This window comes from Dellaglioa sp. CoH-57-MRSF-21, assembly GCF_056781915.1.
Genome location: NZ_JBXAXU010000168.1, coordinates 1 through 285 on the forward strand (window position 1 = coordinate 1; position 285 = coordinate 285).

1 protein-coding gene is annotated in these 285 nt (G+C 50.5%); it reads right to left on the reverse strand.

Features of this window, described 5'->3' with window-relative positions; genetic code table 11:
* Positions 1–105: 105 nt before the first annotated feature.
* Entirely contained in the window at positions 106–246 is a 141-nt protein-coding gene (locus AC1RPQ_RS08405; RefSeq protein ID WP_471654395.1) for an ATP-binding domain-containing protein, read from the reverse strand.
* Positions 247–285: the final 39 nt, after the last annotated feature.

Genomic DNA, 285 nt, shown 5'->3' on the forward strand with positions numbered 1-285 from the left:
TGATATCATCTTCGGTCAATACCACACTACGGCTCGGCACTGCGCTGAGAATGCCGGGAACTACTTCGGACATAACGTATCCGGGTTGAGTCATTTAGTAATCCTTCATAGGTACAAATTTGCGGATACTGCGGTCCGCGTCAATTGGGTGTACAAATGTTCCCACTTCTGGTCAGCAAACACATCAGACTCGTCGATGATGAGCGTGCGATCCCACTGAGAGCCCTGTGCGCTGTGGCCGGTCATAGCATATGCAAACGTCCATGTGTCGGTGCCTCTAATATC